General features: G+C 71.5%; 18 protein-coding genes. 14 read left to right on the forward strand and 4 right to left on the reverse strand.

What is annotated here, in order from left to right; all coding sequences use genetic code 11:
• Nucleotides 1-124 precede the first annotated feature (124 nt).
• The 10 genes from AB0O15_RS05975 (at nt 125) to AB0O15_RS06020 (ending at nt 12,407) form a co-directional block, all read left to right on the forward strand.
• Nucleotides 125-886, forward strand: coding sequence for a GNAT family N-acyltransferase (locus tag AB0O15_RS05975; protein ID WP_364314609.1), 762 nt, complete (start codon nt 125-127; stop codon nt 884-886).
• On the forward strand, nt 883-1,653 hold the full coding sequence (locus AB0O15_RS05980; protein WP_364314612.1) for a lysophospholipid acyltransferase family protein: 771 nt from the start codon (nt 883-885) through the stop codon (nt 1,651-1,653). Before AB0O15_RS05975 ends, AB0O15_RS05980 begins: the two co-directional genes overlap by 4 nt.
• A 121-nt stretch (nt 1,654-1,774) precedes the next feature.
• The gene (locus tag AB0O15_RS05985) at nt 1,775-2,488 is read left to right on the forward strand and encodes a response regulator transcription factor (RefSeq protein ID WP_364314615.1); all 714 of its coding nucleotides are present in this window, start codon (nt 1,775-1,777) and stop codon (nt 2,486-2,488) included.
• A gap of 10 nt (nt 2,489-2,498) precedes the next feature.
• On the forward strand, nt 2,499-4,118 hold the full coding sequence (locus AB0O15_RS05990; protein WP_364314617.1) for a HAMP domain-containing sensor histidine kinase: 1,620 nt from the start codon (nt 2,499-2,501) through the stop codon (nt 4,116-4,118).
• A 72-nt stretch (nt 4,119-4,190) separates the two neighbouring features.
• Nucleotides 4,191-5,849 carry a trypsin-like peptidase domain-containing protein gene (locus AB0O15_RS05995; RefSeq protein ID WP_364314620.1) on the forward strand — a complete coding sequence of 553 codons (1,659 nt, stop codon included), beginning with the start codon at nt 4,191-4,193 and terminating at the stop codon, nt 5,847-5,849.
• 222 nt (nt 5,850-6,071) lie between these two features.
• Nucleotides 6,072-9,287 carry a M50 family metallopeptidase gene (locus tag AB0O15_RS06000; protein ID WP_364314622.1) on the forward strand — a complete coding sequence of 1,072 codons (3,216 nt, stop codon included), beginning with the start codon at nt 6,072-6,074 and terminating at the stop codon, nt 9,285-9,287.
• Nucleotides 9,288-9,314: 27 nt separating this feature from the next.
• A complete protein-coding gene (locus AB0O15_RS06005) occupies nt 9,315-9,530 on the forward strand; it encodes a hypothetical protein (protein ID WP_364314624.1) in 216 nt (71 codons plus the stop codon).
• Between the two features lie 43 nt (nt 9,531-9,573).
• Nucleotides 9,574-10,326, forward strand: a complete 753-nt coding sequence (locus AB0O15_RS06010) for a hypothetical protein (RefSeq protein ID WP_364314626.1) — start codon at nt 9,574-9,576, stop codon at nt 10,324-10,326.
• A 20-nt stretch (nt 10,327-10,346) separates the two neighbouring features.
• Nucleotides 10,347-11,024, forward strand: a complete 678-nt coding sequence (locus AB0O15_RS06015; protein WP_364314629.1) for an ABC transporter ATP-binding protein — start codon at nt 10,347-10,349, stop codon at nt 11,022-11,024.
• A gap of 18 nt (nt 11,025-11,042) precedes the next feature.
• The gene (locus tag AB0O15_RS06020; RefSeq protein WP_364314631.1) at nt 11,043-12,407 is read left to right on the forward strand and encodes a glycosyl hydrolase family 18 protein; all 1,365 of its coding nucleotides are present in this window, start codon (nt 11,043-11,045) and stop codon (nt 12,405-12,407) included.
• On the opposite strand, the gene AB0O15_RS06025 is transcribed toward AB0O15_RS06020, so the two are convergent.
• Entirely contained in the window at nt 12,404-13,657 is a 1,254-nt protein-coding gene (locus AB0O15_RS06025; protein ID WP_364314634.1) for a serine hydrolase domain-containing protein, read from the reverse strand. The two genes, AB0O15_RS06020 and AB0O15_RS06025, sit on opposite strands and share 4 nt — an antisense overlap.
• Before the next feature lie 252 nt (nt 13,658-13,909).
• On the opposite strand from AB0O15_RS06025, the gene AB0O15_RS06030 reads away from it, so the two are divergent.
• The 3 genes from AB0O15_RS06030 (at nt 13,910) to rocD (ending at nt 16,709) form a co-directional block, all read left to right on the forward strand.
• Nucleotides 13,910-14,524: an ATP-dependent Clp protease proteolytic subunit gene (locus AB0O15_RS06030; RefSeq protein ID WP_364314636.1), complete on the forward strand. Its 615-nt coding sequence runs from the start codon at nt 13,910-13,912 to the stop codon at nt 14,522-14,524.
• 109 nt (nt 14,525-14,633) lie between these two features.
• A complete protein-coding gene (locus AB0O15_RS06035; RefSeq protein ID WP_364314638.1) occupies nt 14,634-15,224 on the forward strand; it encodes a hypothetical protein in 591 nt (196 codons plus the stop codon).
• 282 nt (nt 15,225-15,506) lie between these two features.
• Nucleotides 15,507-16,709: an ornithine--oxo-acid transaminase gene (gene rocD, locus AB0O15_RS06040; RefSeq protein WP_364314640.1), complete on the forward strand. Its 1,203-nt coding sequence runs from the start codon at nt 15,507-15,509 to the stop codon at nt 16,707-16,709.
• Here the strand turns inward: rocD and AB0O15_RS06045 are convergent.
• Nucleotides 16,706-17,851, reverse strand: coding sequence for an FHA domain-containing protein (locus tag AB0O15_RS06045; RefSeq protein WP_364314643.1), 1,146 nt, complete (start codon nt 17,849-17,851; stop codon nt 16,706-16,708). The two genes, rocD and AB0O15_RS06045, sit on opposite strands and share 4 nt — an antisense overlap.
• A 154-nt stretch (nt 17,852-18,005) precedes the next feature.
• On the opposite strand from AB0O15_RS06045, the gene AB0O15_RS06050 reads away from it, so the two are divergent.
• On the forward strand, nt 18,006-18,794 hold the full coding sequence (locus AB0O15_RS06050) for a hypothetical protein (RefSeq protein ID WP_364314646.1): 789 nt from the start codon (nt 18,006-18,008) through the stop codon (nt 18,792-18,794).
• On the opposite strand, the gene AB0O15_RS06055 is transcribed toward AB0O15_RS06050, so the two are convergent.
• Both AB0O15_RS06055 and AB0O15_RS06060 read right to left on the reverse strand, forming a co-directional pair.
• Complete coding sequence (locus AB0O15_RS06055) at nt 18,770-19,810, reverse strand: 1-acyl-sn-glycerol-3-phosphate acyltransferase (protein ID WP_364314647.1); 1,041 nt, start codon at nt 19,808-19,810, stop codon at nt 18,770-18,772. The two genes, AB0O15_RS06050 and AB0O15_RS06055, sit on opposite strands and share 25 nt — an antisense overlap.
• Nucleotides 19,810-20,649 (reverse strand): patatin-like phospholipase family protein, encoded by an 840-nt coding sequence (locus AB0O15_RS06060; protein WP_364314649.1) that lies wholly within the window; start codon nt 20,647-20,649, stop codon nt 19,810-19,812. The genes AB0O15_RS06055 and AB0O15_RS06060 overlap by 1 nt, the downstream gene beginning before the upstream one ends.
• Between the last annotated feature and the right edge of the window lie 698 nt (nt 20,650-21,347).

The following is a 21,347-nucleotide window of genomic DNA, read 5'->3' on the forward strand; positions in this document are numbered from 1 at the left end:
ACTGGTTCGCCGCCCGCCGTGGTGCCCACGCTCCGGCGCCACCTTCCACGTGTTCACTTCGTGGACACATCAGACCACCGGATCGGTCATTCCATCGGAAGTTGTGGCCCTTACACAGAGGGGTATGACAGTACTTCTGACCGCCGACGCATCCACCGGGACCAGTGGGTACACCCTGCTGATCGCGGACAGCGCGGATCAGGTGGAGGCGGCACAGCGCCTCCGGCACGACGTCTTCGCCGGTGAGCTCGGCGCCACGCTGCACGGAGCGGTGGACGGGCGGGACATCGACGATTTCGACGACTACTGCGACCACCTGATCGTCCGCGAGGACGGGACGGGCACGGTGGTCGGCACCTACCGGATGCTGCCCCCGGCCGCCGCCGACCGGGCCGGGCGGCGCTACGCCGACGGCGAGTTCGACATGAGCCGCCTGCACCCGCTGCGCGACCAGCTGGTCGAGACCGGCCGGTCCTGCGTGCACCCCGACCACCGCGGCGGCGCCGTGGTCAACCTGATGTGGGCCGGCATCGCCCGCTACCTGCATCTGAAGAACCTGCGCTGGCTGGGCGGCTGCGCCTCGATCCCGCTGGACGACGGCGGCGACCTCGCGGCCGGGGTCTGGGCCCGGGTCTCCGGCAAGCACATGTCACCGCCGGCGCTGCGGGTCACGCCGCGCACCCCATGGCTGAACCCGGAGCGGCCGGCCGGCGACAAGTCGATCGCGGTGCCCCCGCTGCTGCGCGGCTACCTGCGCCTCGGCAGCTGGGTGTGCGGCGAGCCGGCCTACGACGCCGACTTCCACTGCGCCGACCTGTACGTGCTGTTCTCGCTCGACCGGATGGACCCGCGGTACCGCCGGCACTTCTTGGGCGGGGCGCGATGACCTTCTGGCAGCCGACCTCCACCTGCGGCGACGAGTGCCGGCTGGGCGGCGACCACCGGGTCGCCGGGATCCGCGTGGTGCTCCGGATGACCGCCCTGTTCGGGGTGCTCCTGGCCGCGCTGGTGGTGGTGCCGATCCGCCGCGGCGGCTCGGTCCAGCTGATCGCCCGCGGCATGCTCGGCGCCCTCGGCGTACGCATGAGGTGGCGCGGCCCGGCCCACCGCCCCGGCAGCCTGCTGGTCGCCAACCACGTCTCCTGGCTGGACATCCTGGTGCTGCTCGCGCTCGAGCCGGTGCGCCTGGTGGCCAAGCACGACGTCGAGGCGTGGCCCGGCATCGGCGGCCTGGCCTCGATGCTCGGCGCGATCTTCGTGGACCGGACCAGGCCCAAGCGGCTGCCCGGGACGGTGGACGAGGTCACCGGCGCGCTGCGGGCCGGGCGGTCGGTCGCGGTGTTCCCGGAGGGTACGACGTTCTGCGGCCCGGAACGCGGCCGGTTCCGCCCGGCGATGTTCCAGGCGGCGGTGGACGCGGGCGCTCCGGTCGTACCCATCACGATCCACTACGGGACGACGGCCGCCGCCTTCATCGGGGACGAGACGCTGTTCTCCTCGGTCCGCCGGGTGGCGGCGCTGCGCGGGCTGACCGTGACCGTGGTCGGCGCGCCCGCCCTGCGGCCCGACATCGGCGCCGACCGTCGTACCCTGGCCCGGGCCGCCCAGGCCTCGGTCGGCACCAACCCGATGGCCTTGGGGCTGGCGGCCTGAGCTCAGCCTTTAGTCCGTTTTAGGGTGGCGGGTGGGGCGGCGGACGTCAATCACGCGGCTCACAGAAAACTTTCAGCGTCCATGCAGGCAGAGTGCAGTCGCTGGGAGAAAGATGTGGGGCATGGCCACTCAGACCCAGCCCAAGCAGAGCGAGGCGAAGCTGCTCGTCGTCGAGGACGATGCGAACATTCTCGAGCTGCTCTCCGCCAGCCTGCGGTTCGCCGGGTTCGATGTGAGCACGGCGACCAGCGGCAGCGCCGCGGTGACCGCCGCCAAGAGCGCGAACCCCGACCTGGTCGTCCTCGACGTGATGCTGCCCGACCTCGACGGCTTCGAGGTGATCCGGCTGATGCGCGAGGGCGGCGCGCGTACCCCCGTGGTGTTCCTCACCGCGCGGGACGGCACCGACGACAAGATCCGCGGCCTCACCCTGGGCGGCGACGACTACGTCACCAAGCCGTTCAGCCTGGAAGAGCTCACCGCCCGGATCCGCGCGGTGCTGCGCCGTACGACGGCCGGCGACGAGGCCCCGTCCCGGCTCACCTTCGCCGACCTCGAGCTCGACGAGGAGACCCACGAGGTCTACCGGGCCGGCCAGCGGGTGCAGCTGTCGCCGACCGAGTTCAAGCTCCTGCGCTACCTGATGCTGAACGCCAACCGGGTGCTCTCCAAGGCGCAGATCCTCGACCACGTGTGGAAGTACGACTTCCGCGGTGACGACAACATCGTCGAGTCGTACATCTCCTACCTGCGGCGCAAGGTCGACAACGTCCAGCCCCGCCTGATCCACACCCTCCGGGGGGTGGGTTACGTCCTCCGTAAGCCCGCGGCCTGACGATTCCCCGGTGTCCGTCACCGTTGTTCCCCAGTCACCGGCGCCCGAGACGCCACCGCCCTCGCCGCGGAGCGCGAGCCGGCTCCGCACCACGCCGCTCCGGATCAAGCTGATCGCCTCGGTGCTGGCACTGGTGTTCGCCGCGCTCACCCTGATCAGCGTGTCCAGCACGTTCGCGCTGAAGTCCTACCTCGTCGGCCGGATGGACGACGAGCTCGCGGCGTACACCGAGCAGACCCGGATGGACTTCCGCGACATCACCTTCGCCCAGATCGGCACGCTGCAGACGGACACCAGCTTCCCCAGCGACTACATGCTGTCCATCCGCTCGACCTCGGGCATCGGGCGGACGTTCTACAACAACGACAAGCTGTCCGACGACGACATGCCGCCGTTCCTCACCAACGCCGAGGACATCGAGGGCCGGTTCGAGGAGCAGCCGTACACGGTGACCTCGCTGAACAAGCGGGAACACTGGCGGATGCGGATCACCTTCACCGACTCCGGCCAGGTGATCTACGTCGGGCGGAACATGGGCGAGATCGACTTCGCGATGACCCGGCTGGTCTGGATCGACTCGCTGGTCGGCTTCGGGGTGCTGATCGCGCTGGCCGCGGTGGGCGCGGCGATCGTACGCACCAGCCTGCGCCCGCTGGTCGAGATCGAGCAGACGGCCGGGGCGATCGCCGCCGGTGACCTGAGCCGGCGGGTGCCCGACCCCGAGCCGGACAGCCCCGAGCCGATGACCGAGCTGGGCCGGCTGTCCCGCGCGCTGAACGCGATGCTCACCCAGATCGAGGCGGCCTTCACCGCCCGCGCCCAGTCCGAGACGGCGGCCCGTGCGGCCGAGTCGGCGGCCCGGGACGCGGCCGACTCGGCCCAGGCCTCCGAGTCACGGGCGTTGCGGTCCGAGGGCAAGATGCGGCAGTTCGTCGCGGACGCCTCACACGAGCTGCGTACGCCGCTGACCACCATCCGCGGGTTCGCCGAGCTGTACCGGCAGGGCGCGGTGGCCGAGGGCGAGGACGTCGTCCGGCTGATGCGCCGGATCGAGGACGAGGCCTCCCGGATGGGCCTGCTGGTCGAAGACCTGCTGCTGCTGGCCCGGCTCGACCGGGAACGCCCGCTCACGCTGGCCCCGGTCGAGCTGCCGGTGCTGGCCATGGACGCGGTGCAGGCGGCGCAGGCGATCGCGCCCGAGCGCCGGATCGACCTCGACGTCCGCGACGAGCCGGACAAGCTGGTGGCGTACGGCGACGACGCCCGGCTGCGGCAGGTGATCGGCAACCTGATGACCAACGCGCTGGTGCACACTCCGGCCGATGCACAGGTGACGCTCAGGCTCTACGCCGAATCGGGCAACCGCGCTGTGATAGAGGTGGCGGACACCGGGCCGGGGCTGAACGCGGAACAGCGCGAGCACGTGTTCGAGCGGTTCTTCGTGGTCGACGAGGCGCGCACCCGGCGGGCCGACCGGGCGGCCACCGGCACCGGCCTGGGGCTGGCCATCGTGGCGGCCATCGTGCGGGCCCACCACGGCACCGTCGACGTGCTCGGTGAGCCGGGCCAGGGCGCCACCTTCCGGGTCGCTTTGCCCGCAGTCGATGGGGAAAGTCACCCCACGGCATAGGTGTCACCATTCACAGAAAACATCCAGCCGTAACACAGTCTCGTCGGAGACCGAGTGGGCAAGGTTGGACCCATGAACGAGCACGAGACCAACCCGCAGCGGCACGAGACTCCGGCTACTCCGGAGCCGTCGCACCTGCCCGCGGCTTCCTCACCCGCGGATGCTCCCGTCACCGGCGCTCCGGTGTCCGGTGCCGCTCCGGAGCGGGGAGAGTCCGAGCCGACGGCCGCGCAGCCCACCGTCCAGCAACCGGCCGCCCAGCCCACGGCCCAGCAGCCGGTCGTGCACCCGGCGGCCGGGCCGCTGCCGCCCGCGTCGCCGTGGTCCTCGCCAGGTCAGCCAGGTCAGCCGGGTCAGCCGGGCCACCCCGGTCAGGCCGGCCAGCCCTACGGCCAGCCTCAGCAGCCGCATCAGCCCGTGTGGGCCGGCGCGCCGCAGCACCCCGGTCAGCAGCACCCCGGTCAGCAGCACCCCGGTCAGCAGCACGCCGGCCAGCCCCATCCTGGTCAGCCGCACGCCGGCTATCCCGGTCCGGCTCCCTACCCAGGCGCCTACCAGCCCGGCGGGCAGCAGGCGCCCTGGGCGGCGCCGGTGGCCACCGAGACGGCGACCCGGCCGGCCTCCTCGGGCCGGGGCCGGAGGGTCTTCGTGGCGGGCGCCGCGGCCGTGCTGATCGCGCTGGCCGGCGGTGGCATCGGCGCCGCGACCGTGCTGGCCATGGACGACAACGACGGCTCGTCGACCGTGCAGACCGGCAGCTCGTCGGTGACCCGGGTGGTCGACCGCTCCTCGCTGGCCCAGATCGCCTCCGCCGTGCAGGACAGCGTCGTCTCGATCACCACGGGCAGCGGCGAGGGGTCCGGCGTCGTGCTCAACTCCAACGGCGACATCGTCACCAACAACCACGTGGTGTCGACCGCGCAGGGCGGCAAGGTCAACGTGATCTTCGCCGACGGCAAGAAGGCGACGGCCACGATCGTCGGCACCGACGAGCGGACCGACCTCGCGGTGATCCGGGCCACCGGGGTCTCCGACCTCAAGCCCGCCACCCTCGGCGACAGCGCCCAGATGCAGGTCGGCGACACCGTGCTCGCCCTGGGCAGCCCGCTCGGCCTGGAGGGCTCGGTCACGGCCGGCATCATCAGCGCCAAGGACCGCACCATCAAGTCGGAGGGCAGCGAGCCGAGCCCGCAGGATCAGCAGCCGAACCCGTTCGGCGGCCAGGAGCAGCAGCAACAGCAGCCGTCGGGCGGCGCCCAGTCGATGTCCGGCCTGCTGCAGACCGACGCCCCGATCAACCCCGGCAACTCGGGCGGCGCGCTGGTCAACACCAACGGCCAGGTGATCGGCATCAACTCCGCGATCTACACCTCGGGCGGCAGCCAGGGCAACATCGGGCTGGGCTTCGCCATCCCGTCCAACAAGGTCAAGCAGGTCGTCGACGCGCTCATCGCGGGCAAGAAGGTCAGCCACCCGGCGCTCGGCGTCAGCGTCGCCGAGGCCGAGAACGGCGGGGCGCTGGTGCGCTCGGTCACCGCGGGCAGTGCCGCGGCCGGCGCCGGCATCCAGCAGGGCGACGTGATCATCTCGGTCAACGGCAAAGCGGTCAACGACTCCGACGACCTGATCGGCGTGATCCAGGGCGCCTCGGTCGGCTCCAAGGTGTCGATCGTCTTCAGCCGGGACGGTGCACAGAAGACGGTCACCGCCACCCTGAAAGAGGCGAGCTGATCTAAGCGCGGCTCCGCCCGGGGCCATTCGGGCGGCGCCACCTCCCCATGCGGTGGGTGATCTCGGTCAAGGGGGTTGACCGGGATCACCCACCGCTCCTCTTTGCGCTGTTTGTGTTCGTATCGGTACCCGTTCTCGCTCAGGGGCTCGCTTTGCCAGGTCCCGACCGCTTACCCTCGCCTCCGGCGTGGGCGCGCGGCGCGCGGAGCGAGAGGCAGCACAGTGACGTACGTCGAGACCCGGATGAACGTCTGGGAGGCGTTGGCGGGTCGGCCGCCGGGCGAGCCGATCGGACCGGCCGACCCTGGATTGTGGGCGGCCATCGTCGACCGGCTCAACCCGGCCCGGGCCCGCCCGGTGCTGCGGGCCGGTGTCGAGGCGGTCGCACTGGCCAGCGTGCGCGGCCCGGCGTACATCATGGTTCGCTCTCCCGACGACGGCTCCCGCGCCTGTTATCTGCGGCTCACGCCGGAGGAGTGGGAGCTCGCCCAGATCATGGACGGGACGCTCACCGTGGCCCGGCTGGTCGCCGAGTTCGCCCGGATCGCCGGCCGGCTCGCGCCCGACCAGGTCAAACGGGTGGTCGCCGACCTGGCCGGCAACCGGATGCTCGAGGAGCTGCCGCTCGACGCCTTCCGCCCGCTCGAGTCGGTCGTCCGCAAGCCGCTGCCCGCCCGCGTGGGCCGTGGCCTGCTCAACGCCGCCCGCGGCCGGCGCATGCTGGTCACCGACATCGACGGCCTGGTCACCGCGCTCTACCGCGGCGGCGCCCGCTTCCTCTTCACCAAGCCCGCCGCGATCGTGCTCGCGCTGATCGCCGTCGCCGGGCTGGGCGTCTTCGGCTGGACCTGGATCAGCGGCTCCGAGGCGCTGTTCCTGACCAACGGCTCCTACCTGCTCGGCGCGGTCATCCTGCTGCTGCTCAACGTGGTGGCGCTGGCCTGTCACGAGCTGGGGCACGCGCTCGCCACCAAACACGCCGGGCGGGAGGTGCCGGCGGCCGGTCTGCTGGTCTACTTCGGCATCCCGTCGGTGTTCGTCGACACGACCGACGTGTGGATGGCCGGTCGGAAGGCCCGCCTGCTGGTCACCGCGGTCGGCCCGCTCACCGGCCTGGTGCTGGCCGGCGGCATGCAGGTGGTCGGCCTGTTCGTGCCCGCGGTCGCCGGGCTGGCCTTCAAGCTGGCCTTCGCCTGGTACATCAACGTGCTGTTCAACCTCAACCCGTTCATCGCGCTGGACGGCTACTACCTGCTGATGGACTGGCTGGAGATCCCCAACCTGCGGGCCCGCGGCCTGTCCTGGGTGGCGAGCCGGCTGCGCGGCCGGCCGCCGCGCTGGGCGTCGCTCGACCGCGAGGGGCGGATCATCGCGCTGTACGGGGTGCTCGCCCTGCTCTGGCTGGCGGTGGCCGCGAACCTGGCCTACCGGATGTGGTCGGACCGGGTCAGCGGGGTGGCCACCGGCCTGTGGCACAGCGGACCGGCGGCCAAGCTGCTGCTGGTCGCGATCGTGCTCGGCCTGTGCGCCCCGCTCATCCACCTCGGGCTGCGCCGGTTGGGCCGCTGGTGGCGCAAGTCCCGGGCCCGCAACGCCGAGAAGCACCGCGAGGCCGACCTGCCGCGCCGGCTCGACGCGCTGCGCAACTCCGACCTGGGCGGGCTGCCCGAGCACGCGCTGCACGGGCTGGCCGTCCGGGCCCGCTGGGAGCGCCCGTCGCAGGGTAAACAGGTCGTGATGGCCGGCGGCCCGCAGACCGCGGTCTTCGTCGTGGTCGACGGCGCGCTGCAGGGACGACGGCCCGGCGACCCCGGCGGCACGATCCGCCACCACGTCGGCCCCGGCGGCGTGGTCGGTCTGGGCAACGCGCTGACCGGCCGGGCCACCTCGCTCGACTGGCACACCGCCGGCACCACGCTGCTGAGCGTCCCGACCGCGACCGTGGCGACCGTGATCGGCCCGCTGCCCGGCCCGCCCCCGGTGGACCGGGCCGAGGCCGAGGCGCTGTTCGCGGACACCCCGGCGCTGGCCGCGCTGGCCGGTGACGAGCAGCTGGCCCTGATCGCCTCGGCCCACCCGGTCGACCTGGAGCCGGGCGCGCCGGTGATGCTGGTCAGCCCGACCCAGGCGGTCGTCGTCGAGTCGGGCGTGATCGCCATGGCCGACGGGACCGAGCTGCGCCGGGGGACCCTGGTCGGCCCGGTCGGCGACGGCAGTCCCGGGATGGTCGCTCAGTCGCGTACCCCCGTGCGGTTGTGGGTCATGCCGGACGCCTCGAGCCTGCCGCCCCTGGTCGGCGGCAACCCGCTCGCCGGGGCGACGGTCGTCCAGGGGCACGGCGCGCCGAAGTTCGGCAAGAACCCGGACGACTACCCGCCGCTGATCGTCCCGCCCGGCCCGCCGGACGGCACCGAGGACCCGGAGGTCGACAAGCGCTTCCTGCGCCGGATGTGGTGGCTCGTCCTGCTCGTGCTGCTGCTCGCCCTGCTGCTCACCACGGCCAACCTCGCGCCCGGGCCGGCCTGGGCCGAGATGCCGACCAGCCGCGCGCTGCTCACGTCGGAGCGGGGCCGGCTGACCCTCACGGTCGGCGACCAGGTGACCGTGCTGAACCCGGGGGAGCGGCGGTTCGTGGCGGCCGGCGCCAAGATCGAGGTGAACGACAACGCGACCGGGCTGGTCACCTTCACCGGCGGCGCGGCCGCGCTGCTCTGCGGCGGGTCGACCACCGAGGTCGGCGCGCTGACCACCGGCCTGGGCCGGGACCGGCGGCCGAGCGGGGTGCTCACCCTGGACGGCGGTCGCCTGCTGGCCGACACGACCAGCACCAGCGGCGCGTACCGGCCGCTCGACCTGACGGTGAACCGGCCGCTGGGCGGGGTGACGAACACGGGCCAGGCGTGGTTCTCGGTCGACCCCGCCGCGGTCACCGTGTCCACCGGCAAGGTGACCGTGGACGGGCAGCCGTCCTCGCCGACGAACGGCAGTCTGTCGTGCGGTGACGGCGTGACCGTCGAGCCGCCGGCGGCCGGGCCGAGCGAGGAGCCGCCGTCCGAGCTCCCGTCGGAGCCGGCGACCACGCCGTCCGAGCTCCCGTCGAGCACGCCCCCGGTCGAGGAGCCCGACCCGGATCCGCTCCCGCGGCCGAACGGGAACAACAACCCGGGCAACAACGACGACGATGACGACGACAATCCGCCGGCGAACAACCCGAATCCGGGCAATCCCCGGCCGGGCAACCCGAACCCCGGCAACCCGAACCCGGGCACGTCGTCCAACCCGCCGGACCCGGAACCATCCGACTCGGAGGAGCCGGAGCCGAACCCGTCGCAGTCGTCCGGCAATCCGAGTCCGTCGCAGAGCAGCCAGCAGCCTCCGGTCATCTCGATCCGGCCGGAGAACCTGCCGAGCGGGCCGATTATCGTGATCCCCGGCTGATGATGATCACGATGGAGGAGTGCTGACGTGCTCTGCTGGTTCTGCGCGAAGGCGGCGCGGGCGACCTGCCGGTTCTGTGGCCGAGGCGTGTGCGAGGACCACGCGCGCTTCGGTCCCTACCTGCTGCAGGTGAGCCGCTCGGAAATCCGGCAACGGGCGGAGGCGCTGGTGGTCGAGGACGCCGTCCAGTGCGGCACCTGCCGCCCCAGACCCCAACCGGTGGCCATGCCGGAAATGGACTGATGGGGCGATATTTTCGCTGGACCGGCTCGTCTATGTTGACCACATGAGCGACTTCGACGACGTGCTCGAGCGGCTGCTCACCGACCAGTCGTTCGCCGCCGCGCTGGCTGAGGACCCGGACAAGACGCTGTCCGGGTACCGGCTCGACGAGGACGAGATCGAACTGCTGCGCAGCCAGGTCTGCGCGGACACCGGCGGCGCGGCCGCGGTGGTCGAGGGGCGTACGACGAAGTCGAGCACCTTCGGGCTGTTCTCGTCGCTCGGTGATTGGTCCGAGTTCGGCTCGGCGGCCGGTGTCGCCGCGCGCGCCACCGGGGACGCCGTCGGGCCGGGCGGCAGCGGCGGCATGGTCCAGGCCCATTCCGCCCTGGGCGACGCGCCGCCTGCGCACGACCTCGACGACGTGCCCGCCACGGCCAAGATGGGCGACGCCGCCTCGGTCGCGCACGCCGAGGTGGTCAAGGCCACCCAGGTCGAGCACGAGCCGCTGGCCCAGCCGGCGAAGGCGCCCGAGCCCAAGGTCGAGGCCGTCGGCGACTACCGCAACAAGGTCGACGCGAACGGCGACGGCCACTGGGACAAGGCCACCTACTCGGCCCGCGAGGACGGCGGGGTGGACATCATGGTCGACGTGAACCACGACGGGAAGGTCGACTTCGTCGGGCGCGACTTCGACCGCGACTGGAAGGTGGACGAGGCCACCATCGACCGCGACAAGGACGGCGTGTTCGAGAAGACCATGTACGACGACAACAACGACGGCTGGCTCGACCGCACCGTGTGGCAGAACGACTGATCAAGCCGCACCATGTGGTGATGGTCGCCGTTAGTGTCGACGCGCTCACCAAGATCTTCGATCCCGGGGTCGTGGCCGTCCAGGATGTCACCCTGGAGGTCGCCTCGGGCGAGTTCCTGGTGCTGCTCGGCGCGCCCGGCAGCGGCAAGACCACGCTGCTGCGGCTGATCGCCGGGCTGGAGACGCCGACCACCGGCGAGATCCTGATCGGCGGCGTGCCGCTGGCCGAGCGGCCCGACCGGGAGGCGGCGGTCGCGGTGGTCTTCCAGAGCTACTCGGTCTACCAGCACCTGACCGTGGCTCAGAACATCGGCTTCCCGCTGCGCGGCGGCCGGCCGGACGTCGGTGAGCGGGTGACCGAGGCGGCCCGGCACCTCGGCATCGACGACCTGCTCGGGCGGCTGCCCGCTCACCTGTCCCGCGGCCAGCGCCAGCGGGTGGCGATGGCCCGGGCGATCGTCCGCCGCCCGGAACTGCTGCTGCTGGACGAGCCGCTGTCCAACGTCGACCCGCGGATCTGGGCCGAGTTGCGCGGTGACATCGTCGCGCTGACCAAACGCCTGGGAATCACCACTATCTATGTCACGCACGACCGGGCCGAGGCCGTCTCGATGGCCGACCGGATCGCGGTGCTCGATCACGGCAAGGTCGTGTGGGAAGGATTTTCGCCGTTCACAGGGCTGGACATGATTGGTTAACAGTCCTAATAATTAGCCATGCGTCGATCCCTTGTGATGGCTACGGCCGCCTTGCTGGCGGCGGCCGGGTCAGTGGTCTCTATGGCGTCCAGCGCCGGCGCCGCGGTCGCCTGTGCGGCGCCGTGGAGCGCGACCCAGGTCTACGTGGGCGGCAACAACGCCTCCCAGTCCGGGCACAACTACCGGGCCAAGTGGTGGACCCAGAACGAGAGCCCCTCCTCGCACAGCGGGCAGTGGGACGTCTGGGCCGACGAGGGTGTGTGCGACGGCGGCACCACCCCGCCGACCGATCCGCCGACCGATCCGCCGACCGATCCGCCCACGGATCCCCCCACCGACCCGCCTCCCTCGAGCACCCTGCCCAAGCACGCGCTGATCGGCTACCTGCACGCCAGCTTCGCCAACGGCTCCGGCTACCTGCGGATGTCCGACGTGCCCGCCGACTGGGACATCATCAACCTGGCCTTCGGTGAGCCGACCACCCCGACCTCGGGTGACATCCGGTTCACCCTGTGCCCGGCCGCCGAGTGTCCCGGCGTCGAGACCGAGGCGCAGTTCATCGCGGCGATCCGCGCCAAGCGCACGGCCGGCAAGAAGGTGCTGCTGTCCATCGGCGGCCAGAACGGCCAGGTGCAGCTGACCACCACGGCGGCCCGGGACAAGTTCGTCCAGACGGTCGGCGGCATCATCGACAAGTACGGCCTGGACGGGGTCGACGTCGACTTCGAGGGCCACTCGCTGTCGCTGAACACCGGCGACACCGACTTCAAGAACCCGACCAGCCCGGTGATCGTCAACCTGATCTCGGCGCTGCGCTCGCTGAAGACCCGCTACGGCGCCGGGTTCGTGCTGACCATGGCCCCCGAGACGTTCTTCGTGCAGCTCGGCTACCAGTACTACGGCTCCGGGCCGTGGGGCGGGCAGGACCCGCGGGCGGGCTCCTACCTGCCGGTCATCTACGCGATGCGCAACGACCTCACGGTGCTGCACGTCCAGGACTACAACTCCGGGCCGATCATGGGGCTGGACAACCAGTACCACAACATGGGCGGCGCCGACTTCCACATCGCGATGACCGACATGCTGCTGGCCGGCTTCCCGGTGGCCGGCAACGCGGCCAACCAGTTCCCGGCGCTGCGTGAAGATCAGATCGCGTTCGGCGCGCCGTCGTCGGTCAGCGCCGGCAACGGCTACGTCGGCCCGGCCGGGGTCCAGCAGGCGGTCACCTGTCTGGTCCGGGGTCAGAACTGCGGCGGGTACGCGCCCCGCAGCGGCACGAACCCCAGCTTCCGCGGCCTGATGACCTGGTCGATCAACTGGGACAAGTACTACAGCTGGGAGTTCCGGACCAACCACGAACCGTTCCTGAACGCCCTGCCCTAGCCGCTCTTCGCGATGGCGTTGGCGACCGCGACCCGGTGCACGTCCGGGTCGGACCAGCTCCAGTTCGGATGCGCGCGGTTGGTCAGCAGCACCACGACCAGCCCGCGCTCCGGCGCGATCAGCAGCGACGTGCCGGTGAACCCGGTGTGCCCGAAGCTGCTCGGCGAGGCCAGCTCGCCCATGAACCAGGGCTGGTTGATCTCGACGCCCAGCCCGTGGTCGGCCGACCGGTCCGGCCGCTCCTGGTCGATCGCCGGTTTGCCCCGGTTCACGTTGGTCAGGGCGCGTTTCACGATCTCGGCGGAGAGGATCCGCTTCCCCTGGTACGCCCCACCGTCCAGCAGCATCCGGCCGATGACGGCGACGTCCCGGGCCGTACCGAAGATCCCGGCGTGCCCGGCCACCCCGCCGAGCCGCGCGCAGACGTCGTCGTGCACCACGCCGCGCAACAACCCGCGTGAGGTGCGGGCGTCGGTCGCCACCAGCCGGCCCTTCGCCGCCCAGCCGAGCGGCTCGAACCCGGTGTCCCGCAGCCCGAGCGGCCCGGTGATCTGCTCCCGCAGCGCCTTGTCCAGGGTCCGGCCGGTGAGCTTCTCGACCAGCTGGCCGAGCACCATCAGCCCGACGCTGGAGTAGCGGAAGGTCCGGCCCGGCACCGCGCCGTCGACCAGCGGGATCCGCGGCACCTGGGCCCAGCTCGCCCTACCCGCCCCGACCGGCAGCCCGCCGGTGTGCGCGAGCAGCATCGCCACGGTCACGTCGTCCTTGCCGAACTCGGGCAGATAGCGGCTGACCGGCGCGTCGAGGTCGAGCTTTTTCTGGTCGACGAGCCGCAGCGCCATCAAAGCCGTGTAGACCTTGGTGATCGAGGCAAGATCGAAGATCGCGTCGGTCCGCATGGGCACGCGCTTGTTCTTCGGCAGCTCCACCGGCCCCGCGGCGTACCGGACCGCGTCACCGGCCGCGACCTCGACCCGGGTCGCGCCGTCGGCCACGACCAGGGCGACGGCGCCGGCATAGCCCGGGTGGGCCGGGTTGTCCTTGGTCGGGCGCAGGTACTTGTGCAGCACCGCCTCGACGTCGGCGGCGTAGGGCGCCTTCTTCGCCGGCGCTGTCGTCACCTTCGGTGGCGCTGACGGCGCGGCCGACGGGCTGTCCACCCATGACGAGGCGGGGCGGGCGGACGGGCCGCAGCCGCTCAGCGTGGCGGCCACTCCGGCGCCGAGGAGGACGCGTCGGGCTAGAGGCACGGCGACGATGGTTGCACCGGGGTGGGTTGCAGGACAACCCGGCGCGGGGGCAGCGGGGGTGACCACCTACGGCCTGGCGTGTGTGCCACGCCCGGGTTGCGTCGCGCGTACCTCAGCCTGGTGTTGATCTTGATCGGCGGCGAGTTCGCTGGTTATGCCGAGAGCGGACTTCGCCCAGAGGTGAATCGCTGGGCTGGGTGGCCTGGGGCGGGGGAAGGTGGAGGGGATCCGAATAGGTGAGAGGGTTGGTCCATGAACGTTGACGAGATTTCCATGCGGGCGGGCGGCGCCTCCTTCGATGACCAGGTCTTCGAGCGGCTGCTCCGGGAGCGGATCATCTTCCTCGGCTCCGAGGTGAACGACGAGGTGACCAACCGCATCTGTGCCCAGCTCCTGCTGCTGGCGTCGGCCGACAGTGAGAAGGACATCGCGCTGTACATCAACTCGCCGGGCGGGTCGATCAGCGCGGGCATGGCCGTCTACGACACCATGCAGTACATCAAGAACGACGTCGCCACGATCGCGATGGGCATGGCCGCCTCGATGGGGCAGTTCCTGCTCTGCGCGGGCACGGCCGGCAAGCGGTACGCGCTGCCGCACGCCCGGGTGATGATGCACCAGCTCTCCGGCGGCATCGGCGGCACCGCGGCCGACATCGCCATCCAGGCCGAGAGCATGCTCCACATCAAGACCGTGATGAACGAGCGGATCGCCTTCCACAGCGGTCACACGCCCGAGGAGATCGAGCGCGACTCCGACCGCGACCGCTGGTTCACGGCTCAGGAGGCCAAGGAGTACGGCCTGATCGACCACGTGATCCGCAGCGCCAGCGACGTCGGCTCGACCCCGGCGCCGATGCCGGCCTGACCGATACGCACCACCGCGAGACGGGCACCGCACCTGGTGCCCGTTTTGCGTTTGGTGGTTCGGGGTAGGTGGTGGGGCAACCCCGACTCGCTGAGGAGGTGTGCTGACGATGAGGCTCCCTACGTTCTCCCGCCAGTCCGCTACCGATACACCGACCGAAGAGCGGCCCGCCGCCGGCACGAGCACGGTGGCCAAGCCCGACGAGACCACCACCCGCCACTTCCGGACGCCGGGCGGGGCGGCGACACGTGAGCAGGACGGTGGCCGGGCCAAGGTCGCGCCCCGCGACACGACGACCACCACCGACAGCGACACCACGGCCACCACGCTCGAACAAGATCGCGTACGCGAGGACCGGGTCGCTCCGGCCGGACCTAAGCCCCGCGCCAGCCTGCTGGCCACGCTCGGCCTGGTCCTGGGCGTCGTCGGCGCGCTCCTGGTGCTCTCCGGCCCGCTGCTGGGCTACGGCCTCGGCGTCGCCGTGCTCGCCCTGATCCTCTCGCTGAGCGGCATCCACGCCACCGGCCGCCGGCACGTCGCCGGCAAGTCCGACGCCCTGCTCGGCATGGTGCTGTCGCTGGCCGCGATCGTCGTCGGCATCCTCGCCCTGACCGGCTCGCTCAGCTGGCTCGGCACCGACATGCAGCCTGTCAATACCGCTCGCGAGTGGCTTGACGCACAGTTTGTTAACCGTTTCTAGGGGTATAGCACCATTACGGAACCGGGACGGCCTTGGCCGGACCCGCCCCGAAATGTTCCGGCGATGCGCTGGAAAGACTGGACAGGGCCGACACCCGATGCGGGGTGTCGGCCCTTCCGCGCAATGAATCGCTGGTCGCATGGGCGGCAACGCAACGAACTGATCGTGGCGAGCAAGGTTGATCTGCGGCGCCGGCCGGGGTTTCCCGCATACCGTTGCGGTCATGGCCACCCGCCGTCTCCGGAGCGCGCGGTTCGAGGCGCCGCACTCTTGGAGGTTCGGATGACGACAGTGGATCTGCGTACGCCGGGGGAGCTCGCCGACGCCGAGCGCTGGACCGCCCACAACTACCACCCACTGCCCGTGGTGATCGCCGAGGCCGAGGGCGCCTGGGTCACCGACGTCGACGGCCGCCGCTACCTCGACTTCCTGGCCGGCTACTCGGCCCTGAACTTCGGCCACCGCCACCCGGGGCTGATCGCCGCCGCGCACGCCCAGCTCGACCGGGTCACGCTGACCAGCCGCGCCTTCGTGCACGACCAGTTCGCCGGCTTCTGCCACGGGCTGGCCGAGCTGTGCGGCAAAGACCTGGTGCTGCCGATGAACACCGGGGCCGAGGCGGTGGAGACCGCGATCAAGGTCGCCCGCAAGTGGGGTTACCAGGTCAAGGGCGTGCCCGACGGCCGGGCGAACATCATCGTGGCCGAGAATAACTTCCACGGGCGGACGACGACGATCGTCAGCTTCTCGACCGACGCCGACGCGCGGGACGACTTCGGGCCGTACACGCCGGGCTTCACGATCGTGCCCTACGGCGACCTGGACGCGCTGACCGCGGCGATCGACGACCACACCGTGGCCGTGCTGCTGGAGCCGATCCAGGGCGAGGCCGGCGTGCTCGTGCCGCCGGCCGGCTACCTGGCCGGCGTACGCGCGGCCTGCACCGACCGCAACGTGCTGATGATCGCCGACGAGATCCAGTCCGGGCTGGGCCGCACCGGCCGCACCTTCGCGATCGAGCACGAGGACGTCGTGCCCGACATGTACGTGCTGGGCAAGGCGCTGGGCGGCGGCATCGTGCCGGTGTCGGCGGTGGCCGCGAACCGGGACGTGCTGGGCGTGCTGAAGCCGGGCGAACACGGCTCCACGTTCGGCGGCAACCCGCTGGCCTGCGCGGTCGGCGCCGAGGTGGTCAAGCTGCTGGGGACCGGCGAGTTCCAGGAGCGGTCGGAGCGGCTCGGCCGCCGCCTGCACGAGGGCCTGGCCGCGCTGACCGGGGTCGTCGCCGTGCGCGGCCGCGGGCTCTGGGCCGGCGTCGACATCGACCCGTCCCTGATGACCGGGCGCGAGGCGTGCGAGCGGCTCGCGGCCAAGGGTGTCCTGGTGAAGGACACCCACGGCTCGACCATCCGCCTCGCGCCGCCGCTGGTGATCACCGAGGCGGAGATCGACCTCGCGCTGGCGAAGATGCGCGAGATTCTCTAGCGCTCGAACTTGCGGATGGCCATGGTCGGCGCGTCGGACATGACCGAGGTCGGCTGGCTCACGCCGCCGTTCGCCCACAGCTTGGCCCGGCCCACGTTGACACCGGCGTAGAGCTCGACGACATCATCGGGCGCCAGCACCCGCACCTCATCGCGGGCCAGGGTGACCCGGTCGTCGTCGTCCCCCGACCCGCCGGGCCGCACGCCGGTGCCGTTGGTGGAGACGTCCTGGACGGTCAGGTCCTCGCCGTTCAGGGAGAACTTGGCGTGGCCGCGGCTGATCCACTTGCGGGCGTCCTCGGTCAGCCACTGGCCGAGCATCACGCCGTCGTTGCCGTCGGGGGCGCGGCCGACCACGACCGGCTGGCCGTCGGCGACCACGAACCGGCGCCGGTTGACGTCGTCGATGCGGACCGAGAGCACCTCGACCCGCGGGCGCGGGCCGGCGTCGGTGAGCCGGGTGCCGTGCCGCGGGCAGGACGGGGCGCCCGCCTTGATCGCCGGCGGCGGCTGGGCCACCGGGTTGGCCGTCTTGCGCATGTCGGCGAACGGGCTGTCCGAGTCGCCGCCGCCGAAGTTGGAACAGTTCGGCTCGGCGCAGCGCCACACCCGGGCCAGCAGCTTCGCGCCCATCGGGGACGGCTCGCCGACGGCCGGGATCTCGCCGCGGCCGACCCGGGCCACCAGCACCGGGCCACCGGCGCCGGGCACCGCGGCCAGCAGCCGGCCCGGCTCGTCGACCCACGGGCGACGGTCGCGGAACTGCTCGGCGCGGTTGCGGGTGAGCACCGGCAGGCCGATCAGCTCGGCCACCTCGAGCACCCGGTCGCCCATCTCGGGCACCACCTCGATGACGCCGTCGTCGGCCCAGCGGCGGATCACCATGCGCTCGTTCGACGTGAGGTCGGCGTCGGAGAGCAGGCCGCGCGGCGCCACCGCGTACACCGGGACGCTCTCCTCGGCCACGTGCCGGCCGAGCGCGTCGATGACCAGGCCGAGTCGCAGCATGCTGGCGGGACGGCCGCCGTCGAGATCGGCGTACCGGACCACCTCGGACAGATCGACCACGGCGCGGGCCAGCGCCGGGTCGGTGGTGAGCCGGGCCTCGATGGCGTCGAGGACCTTGCTGACCTCGAATCTCACTGATGACTCCCTGGGCGCGCGCGATTACCTCGGGCCATCATGCCGCCTGCCTGCGAGCAGGCGAAATCGGGGCTCGTTTGTTCCGCCGCCGTTTTGGGCACATCGGTGCCGCGCCGGTGTCAAACGGACGCCGGCATTCCTGGGGAGGACCGATATGCGGACCCGATCCGTGCTGGCTCTTTTGGCCGCCACCGCACTCGTGGCGGGATGTGATCCGGCGAGCCCCACGGACCCCGGCACACCTTCTTCGTCGACGCCGACCGAGAGCGCGTCCACCGCCGCCGACCCGGCCGCCGCCCAGGCCCTCGGCCAGGCCACGGCCGCTCTCGGCAACACCAGCTTCAAGGTCACCATGACCTCGGGGCCGGGCTTCAAGCTGACCGGCCAGATGGACGCACCCGGCGGCAAGGCCTCGGCCGAGATGAAGGCAACCGGCAGCAACACCGAGATCACGGTGCAGACCCGGCTGATCGGGCAGGATCTGTACGTGCAGGTCCCCGGCGTGACCAAGGCCGGCACCTGGACCCGGATCGACATGTCCCGGCTGCCCGAGGGCGCCAACCTGGGCCTCAAGCCGGGCCAGATCGACCCGGCCAACACCGCCCAGCTGCTGTCCTCGACCACCGACGTGACGCAGTCCTCGCCGCGTGAGTTCAAGGGCACCCTCGACCTGACCAAGGCGAGCGGGCTGGCCGGCGTCGACCAGCTGACCATCCAGAAGTACGGCTCGACGGCGCAGAAGGTGCCGTTCACGGCCGGGCTTGACGAGCAGGGCCGGCTGTCCGCGCTGACCATCCAGCTGCCGGCGGTCAACGGCCAGCAGGTGGAGCCGCTCGAGGTGCTCTACACCGACTACGGCGTGACCGTGCCCGAGCTGAAGCCGGCCGCCGCCGAGGTCGTCGAGGCCCCGGCCGACCTCTACTCGACCTTGGGCGGCAAGTAGCGGTAGGCGAGGGGCGACGGCTGGTTCGCGCTGATCCACTCGTCGATCCTCGCCCACCAGTCGTACAGCCAGGTGATGCGCTCCTGCTCGGTCGCCGGGATCTCCTCCGGCGGCACGCTCCAGAAGCGCATCACCAGCTTCTTGTCCATGGGCAGCTCACGCCAGATGTCGGCGACGGTGACCATCCGGTCGAGTCCGGTGTGCGCGACGAAGACAACACCGGAGTCGGGGGCGGCGTCGATCGCGGCGAGCAGCCCGCCCGGCTTCGGCGGCAGCAGGTGTCGCAGGTCCTCGGCCCGCTCGGCCAGGTCGGGCAGGCCACGGGCGCGCAGCCGCTCGATCGCCCGGACCCGCCGCCGCGGCGTGAAGTTGCCGCCCTCCGGGAAGATCACGAACGCGTCGTTGTCGTCCAGCCCGTCGGCCAGCGCGCCGACCTCCTGCTCCAGCGTGTCCGAGGCGACCTTGCCGGGCAGGATGAAGCGGTTGGGCAGCCGGTTCAGCAGCACGTCGACGGCTGGGTCCCACTGCAGGGTCGCCTTCAGCACGATCCGTGGCTCGCGGGCGAACCAGTTGACCAGGGCGTGGATCAGGATGAACGAGTCGCCCGGCCCCGCGTGCCGGCTGGCCACGATCTCCGGCCGCCCCGGCAGCGCGGTGTCCGGGTCGGTGCCGACCACGTCCACCTTCAGGTGCAGCGACCAGCGCGCGATCCAGAACAGGAACCGCAGGAAGGCGCCGGTCACCGCGTAGTGGGCGCGCTGGAAGCCCGGTGAGCGGATGGCCGCGCCGAAGCCGGACGCCACCCAGAGCACGAACAGGGTCACCAGGGCGGCCGCGTCCCACACCACGTAGACGACGGCCAGCCAGACCAGCCGCGGCACCCGCAGATGCCCCGGCATGAACGGTGACAGGGCCAGCGCCACGATCAGCCAGATCGGCAGCGTGGCCAGCAGCGCGACGGCGACCACGACCAGGACCGGCGCGAAGACCACGCGGCGAACCCAGATCGGCGGCATCAGTCGCCGCCCGCGGTCAGGTGCTCGTCCAGGTAGCGGCGCGACGCCGTGTAGGCCCGGCTGATCCGGCGCCCGACGGCGGCCATGTCACGGTAGGCCCAGGGCGAGTCGTCCCGGCTCTCCCCGCCGCCGGTCGGCAGCACATGCACGGCCACATCGTCGGGCAGCGCCGCAACCTCACGCGCGAACCGGTGTCGCCGCGCGATCTCGAACGCCACCTGAGCCACCTCCCACGGCCGTTTCGGCACGGCCAGCGGGCGCTCGATCCGCCCCACCTGAAGGACGAAGATCAGCTTGGCCCCGACCCGCACGGCCTCACCGATCGGGACCGAGTTGACGATGCCGCCGTCCACGAAGTGTTCGCCGTTCAACTCCATCGGCGGCAGCAGCCCCGGCACGGCCGACGAGGCCAGCACGGCGTCGACCAGCGGCCCACTGTCGAACCAGTGTTCGGCGGCCCGCTCGATGCTGGCGGCGCAGCACCGGAACGGGATCTTCAGGTCGGCGAACACCGAGTTCTCGCCGAGCTCACTCTCCAGCAGCTTGCGCAGCGGCAGCGGCGAGTGCAGATGGGTCCGGGCCGCGAACCGCCGCATCTGCCGCCCGATCGAATCCCCATAGACGGCCGCGGCCTCCGGCGACGTCCACAGCCGCACCAGCCGATCCGTCGACCCTTCACTGGGTTCGGCCGCGACCAGCGCCCCGTTCACCGCCCCGATCGACGTCCCGACCACCACATCAGGCCGAAACCCACCCCGGAACAGCGCCCGCAACATCCCCACCTCAACGGCGCCGAGCACACCCCCGCCCCCAAGCACAAACGCCACCGACCCACCCATGGCCCCATCCTGCCCCACCCCCCAGCCCCAAGGTCAAAACCTCACCCCGCGCCGCTTCCTCAGCCCTCGGTTCTTCAGATAGCCCTCGGTTCTTCAGATCCAAAGCCCTTTTCCGGTACGCCGGGCCCAACCCCGCCGTGGCCCACCCGCCGGCCAGTCGATGGTCACCCTCCCTGCCCACCCGCCGGGTTGTCCCGGGTGGTCAACGTCCCTGCCCTCGACTCTCACCACCTGATCGACGTGTTCGACCAAGCTCCACACCCGCTCGTGTTTCACGCTCGTGTTTCACGCTCGCGCTTAACGCTCGCGCCTCACGCCCCGCGCCGACGTTTACGGCCAGTCGCTGGAGCTCGAGATCCGCGCGATCCTGATCGAGCCGGCCGTTCGTGGTGGGCGGTACGGGCCGGCCGGCGGGTCCACGTCGGCACCGTCACGGTCGTCGAGATCCGTTCTGGCCGGCTCAGGGCTGGCGGTGGTCGGCCAAGACACCTCTGATCGCGCCGTGGGGCGTCATCGGGCCGGCGCTGCCGTATCCCCGCGACACCCGCGCGATCGCACTCGCACCCGGTCGACCAGGGGCCTGTTATCCACAGCAACACTCCCCTGTGGACGACGGGCCGAAATCGTCGTACCGCCGCGCTACGTTCCACCCACCCATGACAGGGGTGGGGGGAGGTGGCGGCGCCGCGGCCGATTTT

The sequence above is a fragment of the Actinoplanes sp. NPDC089786 genome (genome assembly GCF_040684855.1).
Taxonomy (GTDB): domain Bacteria; phylum Actinomycetota; class Actinomycetes; order Mycobacteriales; family Micromonosporaceae; genus Actinoplanes.